Origin of the sequence: Oscillibacter sp. (assembly GCF_031978065.1) — a bacterium.
Classification (GTDB): domain Bacteria; phylum Bacillota; class Clostridia; order Oscillospirales; family Oscillospiraceae; genus Oscillibacter.
This window is the reverse complement of the sequence record NZ_DALZCH010000120.1, coordinates 1-8,840: the sequence shown is the minus strand read 5'-3', so window position 1 is coordinate 8,840 and position 8,840 is coordinate 1. Positions and strand designations below refer to the sequence as shown.

Here is an 8,840-nt window from a genome sequence, read left to right as displayed (position 1 = left end):
GACGGGCGTCCTCCGCATGACGGGTGACGGCGGTCAAAACGTGTTCATTAAGGACTGATTGGAAAAACTGCCGGAAAAACTGCCGGAAGACTTGACCCGGAGCGCAAAGTGTCTTATTATTAGTAAGAATAGGGCTATGCGTGCCAATTTACACAGGCAAGGAGGAGATTCCTCCCGATACGAACGACAGCAGGAGGCAGCTTTATGGCATTTGGATTGGAAACCGGCCCGGACGCCGTGGTAAACATCAAGGTGATCGGCGTTGGCGGCGGCGGAAATAACGTGGTTAACCGCATGGTCCGTTCCGGCACCAAGGGTGTGGACTTTGTGGCCATCAATACGGACAAGCAGGCGCTGAACGTGTCCAGCGCTACCTATAAAATTCAGATCGGTGAAAAACTGACCCATGGGCAGGGCGCGGGTTCGGACCCGGAGGTGGGCCGTAAGTCCGCCGAGGAGAGCCGCAGCCAGATTGCCAAGGCACTGGAGGACACGGACATGGTGTTCATCACCGCCGGAATGGGCGGCGGCACCGGCACAGGCGGCGCGCCTATCGTGGCGGAGATTGCCAAGGAACTGGAGATTCTTACCGTGGCGGTGGTGACCAAGCCCTTTGGCTTTGAGGGCCGCCGCCGGATGCAGCAGGCGGAAAAGGGCATCTCGGAGCTGAAGGACAAGGTGGACTCTCTGGTCATCATCCCCAACGAGCGGCTCAAGCACGCCACAGACCAGAAAATTACATTTGCCAACGCCTTTGAAATCGCGGACGATGTGCTGCGCCAGGCAGTGCAGTCTATTTCTGATTTGATCCGGGACACCGGGTTTATCAACCTGGACTTTGCCGACGTGACCACCATTATGAAGGGCGCTGGTCTGGCCCACATGGGCGTTGGCCGCGCAGCGGGCAAGGGCAAGGCCGAGGAGGCCGCCAGAATGGCGATTTCCAGTCCCCTGCTGGAAACCTCTATTGCAGGGGCCCACGGCGTGCTCATCAACGTCACTGGTTCCTTGGACATCGGACTGGAGGAGGTGGAGCAGGCTGCCACGCTGGTGCAGGAGGCTGTCAATATGGACGCCATCACCATCTTCGGCGCGCAGTTTGACGAAAACCTTGAGGATGAAATCCGCGTGACCGTCATTGCCACCGGCTTTGAAAAGGTTGCCGCCGAGTCCCCTGCGCGGCAGGCCGCCCCTGTTGTTCCGTCCGCAGCCTTTGCGGCTCCCTCCGTGGAGGTGCCCGCAGTTCCGGCAGAGTCTGCCCCTGCGGCGCAGCAAATCATGGCAGAGGCGCCCCAGCCCCTGAGCACTGTGGACGATCCCAAGCCTCAGGAGCCGGAGGACGATCCTTTCGAAGACATCTTTAAGATTTTCAGCAAGCGGGACGATTGACACGCCGATCCCGGCGGGTTGGACAGCCCTTCGTTTAAAGAAACTTTTTTTCCGGGACAAGAAAATTTCGGGAAAAGAAACCTGAGCAGGATCGCAAGCCCCTGCGGGCGCGAAGTATATGCCGGGCCAGAAAACCACAAATTTACTTAAATCCGTCAAAAGGCTCTCAAAGAGCCTTTTGACGGATTTTTTACCCACTGACTTATGAAAAAATTAGCAGATTTTAGGGAAAACGCATAACTTTGCAGAGGATATTTTCAGAAACCGCTGGGGCGCGGCGCAGGAAGTTGTTTCCATGGCAGTACCGCCGGTATTTTCAACGGCAGAAATCTGCCGGTTTGCAAACAGTAAGCATGCCGGCGAAAAAGAAAAGAAACAAAGAGAGAGAACGCCGGCTTCTTTTCTGAAAGCCCGGCACGCGCCGGACTTTCAGAAAGGGGCGATTCAATGGATGAAACGGCTGAGAAAACAAAAAATTCAAAAAGCGGCCGCGCGGGCGGGGCGGCGCTGGGGCTGGCGGCTATGCTTCTGGCGTCCGCGCTGACAGTCCCGGCGGCCGCAGCGGACCTTTCCTCCGCCCGGACGTTGGTCCCCGTGGGACACACTGTTGGTATCAAATTGTTTTCAAGAGGCGTTCTGGTGGTGAAGTTGGCGGAGGGAAACACACCCGCCAAAGCCTGCGGTCTCACAGCAGGCGACGTCATTGTCCAGTGCGCCGGAAACCCAATTACCTCCACGGAGCAGTTTCAATCTCTGCTGCAAGACGCTGCGGGGGAAAGTGCGAAGCTGGAGGTCCGCCGAGGAACGAAACTGCTGGATTTAAGCGTTATCGCAGACGACAATGACGGAGACGGAAAATTCGCCATTGGCGCATGGATTAGGGACAGTATGGCCGGAATCGGCACCATGACCTTTTATGACCCCGAGAGCAACACCTTCGGCGCACTGGGCCACGGCGTTACGGACGTGGACACCGCCGCCCTGATGCCCTTTTCTTCCGGTTCGATTCTGCCCTCCACCGTGAAAACGGTAAAGCGGGGCGAAACGGGCGCGGCGGGAGAGCTGAAGGGAAATTTTGACATGACGGTGGATACCGGCGACCTTTACGCAAATACCTCCAGCGGCGTGTTTGGGACTCTGACGGATCAGGAGCTGATGGAGCGTCTGGGGGACAAGGCACTGCCCGTGGCGGAAAACGATCAGGTTCACACCGGAAAAGCCACGATTCTTGCAAATGTGGACGGAGACACAGTAAAGGAATATGAAATCGAAATCACAAAAATTCTCAGCACCGATCCTGCGGGCCGAAACCTGCTCATTACGGTGACGGACCCCGAGCTTTTGGAAAAAACTGGCGGCATCGTGCAGGGAATGAGTGGCTCGCCCATTCTTCAGGACGGCCGACTGGCAGGCGCTGTGACCCATGTTTTGCTGGGTGATCCCACCCGGGGTTATGGGCTATTGATACGAAATATGCTGGAAAACACGTAATATTCAAAAAAATCTGTCGACTTTCTCGTAGTATCTGCATAACGGGAAAAATAAAAATGCCAAATATTTAAAATTTTGCCCCCCAACCCTGCTTGTTCGCAAAAGAAAACCAAAAATGAGATCCGATTTTTGCAAAGAATAAATCACGAAGAAAGATTAGCTTTCAGCTAAAAATGCAAGTAAGCGGCAAGAGCCGTGGTTGCCAATGTCGCACTCCAATTTAAGCGTCTTTAACAGCAAGAGGAGCTCCCGGATGTACAATCCGGGAGCTCCTATTTGGCATGTTTATGATAATAAAAGACCGCCTAAATGCGGAGTGTGGCAGCAATGAAAGAAAAACAAAATTGGGTATTTATTTACAAAAAACTATTTGTTTCCATTTGTTTCGACATATGTTATAATCACCCAAAGACGCTTTTTTTCGGGAATTTTTGCGGCGCGGAAGCGGCAAAAATTTTAAAAGCAGCGGTAACAAATTTAAAAGTTTAAAGTAGTGGAGAGGTATTCATGAAATCGATCAAGCTCAGACTGGTGGCAACATTCACCCTCATCATCCTGCTGGTTACAGCCGCATTGGGAGCCGCTGCAATTTATGTAGTCAGCAAGGATCTGCTTTCCGACGCGCGAGATGATCTGGGGGCTATGGCACAGGCGCAGGCCCAGTACATTTCCTCCGAGAACAGTGCGCAGCTTTTGTATATGGACGGGCTGGCGCAGGTTCCCGCAATCACCGACAGCGCGGCCTCTCTGGACGAAAAGATAACTTATTTCGAGGCCGAGGCCAAGCGCTCGGGGTATATTCTATTTGGCTTCGCGGATAAAACCGGCAAGGCCGTCATCCTGAATAACAGCCGGGAGACAAATGACGTGTCCGACCGTCCCTTTTTCCAGTCGGCTATTCAGGGAACCCCCTCTGCTTCTGATTTGATGTTCAGTAAGCTGGACGGAAAGCCGGTGCTGGTATATGCCGCCCCGGTGTATGAAAACGGCCAGATTATCGGCGTTTTGTACGGCAGAAGAGACGGAATGACTCTCAGCAAAATCTGCGAAAATGTCACTTATAAAAACACTGGATACGGATACATTGTCAACAACGAAGGCGTCAAGGTGGCCCATAAAAATACAGACCTTGTGCTTCGGCAAGATAACGACATTGAGAATGGAAAAACCGATCCCGCGCTTGAAGCCTTGGGCGCCCTCACGCAGCAAATGACCACGCGCCAAAAGGGCGGCGGCGAATATACATACAACGGCAAGGAAAAGCTGGTGGAATTCACCCCCATCGAGGGCAGTCCCTGGATTCTGGCGATGACGCTGGAAACAGACGAGGTGATTGAAAGGACGCATGTCCTCACGCAGATGCTGGTGCTGCTGTGCGTGGTGATGGCGGCGATAGGCGCGGTCGTCACATGGCTGATCAGCGGCTCAATCGCAAAGCCTATCAAGTCCATCACAAAGGCCGCGCAGCAGATTGCGGACGGAAATTTTGACGTTCAGCTTTCGGTCAAGTCCAAGGATGAAATGGGCCGCCTTTCTGATGCATTCCAGCTCACCATTCAAAGACTGGTCAATTATCAGGGCTATATTGATGAAATTTCCGACGTGCTGTCTTGTGTGGCCGGCGGTGATTTGACGGTTGCACTTCAAAGAGAATACACGGGACAGTTCAAAAAAATTAAGGATAATCTTCAGGCTATGCTGGACAATCTGGACGGCACGCTGCTGCAAATTCATCAGTCCGCGGATTTTGTGGACGGCGATGCGGAGCAGGTTTCCGTCGGTGCGCAGGCCCTTTCAAGAGGCGCGACGGAGCAGGCCAGCGCCGTGGAGCAGCTTTCGGCCTCCATCGAGGAGGTCACCGGGCAGATTCGGCAAAACGCGGAAAATGCCAGACTGGCGCAGGAGAAGGCGGAGTTTGCGGGACAGGAGCTGCGCAGCAGCAACGACCACATGCAGGAAATGGTTGCTGCCATGGGTGAAATCTCCTTCAAATCCTCTGAGATTATGAAGATTATCAAGATCATTGAGGACATTTCCTTCCAGACCAACATTCTGGCGCTGAACGCGGCGGTGGAGGCCGCCCGTGCTGGGCAGCACGGCAAGGGCTTTGCCGTGGTGGCGGACGAGGTGCGCAATCTGGCCGGGAAATCGGCGGTGGCCGCCAAGGACACCACTGCTCTCATTGAACAGACACTGGCGGCAGTGCAAAACGGCAGCAGGACTGCGGACGTCACCGCTAAGGCAATGGAGACCAGCGCCAGAGAGACGGCCGAGGCCGTGGATCTGATTGACAAAATCGCCGCCGCCTCGCAGGAGCAGGCCATGGCGATTGTGCAGATCAATCAGGGTGTGGGACAGATTTCGTCGGTGGTCCAGACCAATGCCGCCACAGCGGAGGAGAGCGCCGCCGCCAGTCAGGAGATGTCGGAGCAGTCTGCCTTGCTGAAGGGCCTGTTGGCCGGGTTTAAGCTGCGGCAGAATCGCGCCCCCGGAGAGCGGGATTCAGCGCCCGATTTCCAGAGCGCGGATGTTTCCTGCTGATATTTCCGACACGGCTTTCGTCGAGGTGATGGCCTTTTTCTTCGAAATATGCTGAAAGACAAACGGATTTGAAATGTTCCTGCCGAATTTACCGCGACAGATGCATAACGGGTCGAATAAAAAATGCCAATTATTTACAATTCCGTCTTGCAAAGACTGTCCGTTTATGGTAAATTATAGAAAACCCAATCCGAACTTTTGGGAAACCGGAAGAAATTTCAATGAAGAGATGGAGGACAGGTTGCGTTATGGAGATCTGCAGAAAAGTAGTTATAGCCGACGCCAATGAGAGCTACCGGGCGATGTTAAGGGAAACAATCGAACAGACGGGAGAATTCACGGTGGTCGCCGGTGTAGGCGACGGGAAAAACGCGCTTCGGCAGGTGCGAGAGCAGCTTCCGGATTTACTGCTGCTGGACGTGGTACTTCCGGAGCTGGATGGCTTCGGCGTGCTGGAACAGCTTCGTAGAGAAGAGATTCCGACGCGAACAATGATGATCTCCTCCTTTTTTACGGAACAGGTGGTAGGAGAGGCTCTGGAAAAAGGCGCGGCATTTTTTATGCCGAAACCTTTTGAAAACAGCGCACTGATGGAGCGGATGCGCTCCGTCTGCCGGCCTGTTCAACCGGTATCCCATACAAAAAGTTTAAAGAACATGGTCACGGATATCATTCACGAAATCGGGGTTCCCGCCCACATCAAGGGATATCAGTACCTGCGGGAAGCCATTTTAATCGCGGTGGACGACATGGACGTGATCAACGCTGTGACAAAGGTTCTCTATCCCGAGGTGGCCCGTCGTTTTTCCACCTCGCCCTCCCGCGTGGAGCGTGCCATTCGTCATGCCATCGAGGTGGCATGGGACCGGGGCGATTTGGAGACGCTGCAAAAGTTTTTCGGTTATACCGTTTCCAACACCAAGGGCAAGCCCACCAACAGCGAGTTCATCGCCATGATCGCAGACCGGCTTGTGCTGGAGGGAAGCAATTTCGGAGGAAGCGCGGGATAACGGGTTTCCACCGCCCGCCTGCTTGACGCGGGTGTGGCAATATGGTATCCTTTCCGAAGGCATGAAAAGCGGAAAGGAAGCGGAACATGACATTTACATTTCACCCCCGGGGTACTTGCTCTCAAGAGATGCATTTCCGACTTAATGAGGAAAATGTGATTGAGGAGCTGGAGGTTGTGGGCGGCTGCAGCGGCAATTTGCAGGGCATCGCGGCGCTTCTGAGGGGGATGGACGCCCGGGAGGCTGTCGGTCGGCTCAAGGGCATCCACTGCGGGATGAAGTCCACCTCCTGTCCTGACCAGGTGGCAATTGCGCTGGAGCGGGAGCTGGACCGGCAGGCTTCGAATTTGGAAGAATTGGAAAAATCATAAAAAGCGACCCGCCCTGTTTTGCGGGGCGGGCCGTCTTTTCGTCCCTTGTCGCTTTTCATAAAATTCTCTTGACAAGCCGCGAATCAGCCGTTATAATGAGTTCGTTAAAGCCATAATATAATGGCCCTTAAGTGCTGCGGGTTTCCCGGCATTCTGGAGGGAGGGAAATATAAATGTCTGAAATTCATATCAAAGAGGGCGAGAACATCGACAGCGCCCTGAAGCGTTTTAAGCGCAGCTGCGCTAAGGCGGGCGTTCTCGCGGAGGTTCGTAAGAGAGAGCACTACGAGAGCCCCAGCGTCAAGCGCCGCAAGAAGTCTGAGGCAGCTCGGAAGAACAAGAACAAGCGTTTTTATTGATTATCGTTTTGATAAAAAGCGCCGTGGAGGTTTCCACGGCGCTTTTTTGACGCCTTAGAGCGCCGGACTGCGCACGGCCGCGCCACCTGCTTAAAAAGGCTTATTTCCCAAACAGCTTTCCCAAAAGATCACTGACCTCGGGATATTGGAAAAACGCCGCCTGAGCGCCTGAGTTTTGGCCAATGCGTAGCTTTTGCAGCAGCGTGTCCCCATCGTCAAACAGAATGAAATGGGTTTCACCCCGGGAGGTATAGGTGAAGTATCGGGCGCACAGGTCCGGGGAGAAAAACACGGATGGCTGCTCTCGCTCCATCAGCTCCGCCAGCTCCTCCCGTCGCAGGGGGTGGCCCTCACCAGAGGGACAAGGAAGAGGGAAGTCCATCATCAGCCGCTCTAAATCCAGCGCCAGCCGCCCTGTGCCACAGGTGGAGGCGGCATCCCGCAGCCGCTGGGTCAGGTTGCCGCCTGACAGGGCCGTGCAGATTGGCACAATCGCTGTGGGCGCGGCGGAGGCATAGGACTCCTGTACGTAGAGCGTCAGCCGGTTTTTTTGGAAAAGCTTTCCCATGGCTCCCGCCAGCAACAGCAGATCGCCTCTGGGATGGGGCGCTTCAAAGTCCAGCACCACACCGCCGTAGCTCCGCCGGGAGCACTCCCGCACAGCGGCGGCGGCTAACTTTTCCGGCTCCTCCACCGTGGGCGCGTCGTGGTCGCTGAGGCCCAGCAGCCCGCCCTTGGTCTGCACCAGCAAGTTCTGGCGCAGCAGGGCGGACTCCGGTCCGATGCGATAGGCCATATGGACAAAGTGACGGGTGAAGCGGGACGCCTCCCGAAGCTGCTGCGGCGTGACGGCAAGATAGACCTGCAAGCCAAGACCCCCCTTGTGTGCTTTGAAAAAAATTGGTATACTAAGGATATTGATAAATCAATTCGTAAAATGCTATGAAGGGGGAAGACTGAATATGCCTTTTTCCCTGGTGCCGGACAGGCTGTTTGAGCGCTATGACGAGGTAACGCCCGATTTGCTGCGGAAGCTGGGAGTGACGCTGCTGCTGAGCGATTTGGATTTTACGCTGGCGGCAAAAAAAAGCCGCCGCCCCGACCGGGCGCTCAAGGACTATATTGCCGGACTGAAGGATGCGGGCATTGGATTTGTTATCGTGTCTAACAACCGCTCCGGAAGTCGGGTGACTGAATTTTGCGACGAGCTGGGCGTGCCTTATCAGGGCAGGGCGGGAAAGCCGTCTCCCCGGGGAATTTTGGCCGCCATGGAGAAAGCGGAGGGCACGGCAGCCCACACCGCTATGCTGGGCGATAAGCTTTTAACCGATTGCCTGGCTGCCAAACGAGCGGGGATTCTGGCGCTGACGGTGGAGCCCGTGGGCGGGGCCGTGACGCTCTGGCAGAAGGTGCTTCACGCACTTCAGGCCCCCTTTAAGGCCGTTTGCTGCCGCAATTTGCGAGAAATTGATAAAAAATCCTTCTGAATTTCCCCGAATCAGAGGGAAAGCCCTTGCATTCATCCCGTATCTGGGGTAAAATATCCTAGGCTATTTTATAAATTTGAAAAGCAGAGAAAATGTCCTCCTGACGGGTCGTTTTCTCGTAGATTTGTAAGGAGGAAAAACTATGCCTACGATTACTGCCGGTGATTTCCGCAACGGTGTCACCTTCGAAAT

The 8,840-nt window shown here is 54.6% G+C and carries 9 protein-coding genes; 8 read left to right on the top strand and 1 reads right to left on the bottom strand.

What is annotated here, in order from left to right; translation table 11 throughout:
- The first annotated feature begins 204 nt into the window (after positions 1-204).
- The 7 genes from ftsZ to rpsU all read left to right on the top strand — a co-directional run bounded on the left by ftsZ (position 205) and on the right by rpsU (position 7,161).
- Positions 205-1,389, top strand: a complete 1,185-nt coding sequence (gene ftsZ, locus RTK01_RS14325) for a cell division protein FtsZ (RefSeq protein ID WP_312281620.1) — start codon at positions 205-207, stop codon at positions 1,387-1,389.
- A 295-nt stretch (positions 1,390-1,684) separates the two neighbouring features.
- Positions 1,685-1,933, top strand: coding sequence for a hypothetical protein (locus tag RTK01_RS14320; protein WP_294856808.1), 249 nt, complete (start codon positions 1,685-1,687; stop codon positions 1,931-1,933).
- On the top strand, positions 1,912-2,880 hold the full coding sequence (spoIVB, locus tag RTK01_RS14315) for a SpoIVB peptidase (RefSeq protein WP_312281619.1): 969 nt from the start codon (positions 1,912-1,914) through the stop codon (positions 2,878-2,880). Before RTK01_RS14320 ends, spoIVB begins: the two co-directional genes overlap by 22 nt.
- Before the next feature lie 507 nt (positions 2,881-3,387).
- Positions 3,388-5,421, top strand: a complete 2,034-nt coding sequence (locus RTK01_RS14310; RefSeq protein WP_312281618.1) for a methyl-accepting chemotaxis protein — start codon at positions 3,388-3,390, stop codon at positions 5,419-5,421.
- 248 nt (positions 5,422-5,669) lie between these two features.
- Positions 5,670-6,431 (top strand): sporulation transcription factor Spo0A, encoded by a 762-nt coding sequence (gene spo0A, locus RTK01_RS14305; protein WP_312281617.1) that lies wholly within the window; start codon positions 5,670-5,672, stop codon positions 6,429-6,431.
- Between the two features lie 86 nt (positions 6,432-6,517).
- Positions 6,518-6,802, top strand: coding sequence for a TIGR03905 family TSCPD domain-containing protein (locus RTK01_RS14300; protein ID WP_312281616.1), 285 nt, complete (start codon positions 6,518-6,520; stop codon positions 6,800-6,802).
- 173 nt (positions 6,803-6,975) lie between these two features.
- Positions 6,976-7,161, top strand: a complete 186-nt coding sequence (gene rpsU, locus RTK01_RS14295; RefSeq protein WP_040659605.1) for a 30S ribosomal protein S21 — start codon at positions 6,976-6,978, stop codon at positions 7,159-7,161.
- A 100-nt stretch (positions 7,162-7,261) separates the two neighbouring features.
- On the opposite strand, the gene RTK01_RS14290 is transcribed toward rpsU, so the two are convergent.
- Positions 7,262-8,029 carry a hypothetical protein gene (locus tag RTK01_RS14290; protein ID WP_312281615.1) on the bottom strand — a complete coding sequence of 256 codons (768 nt, stop codon included), beginning with the start codon at positions 8,027-8,029 and terminating at the stop codon, positions 7,262-7,264.
- Between the two features lie 94 nt (positions 8,030-8,123).
- On the opposite strand from RTK01_RS14290, the gene RTK01_RS14285 reads away from it, so the two are divergent.
- Entirely contained in the window at positions 8,124-8,648 is a 525-nt protein-coding gene (locus RTK01_RS14285) for a YqeG family HAD IIIA-type phosphatase (protein WP_312281614.1), read from the top strand.
- The last annotated feature ends 192 nt before the right edge of the window (positions 8,649-8,840 follow it).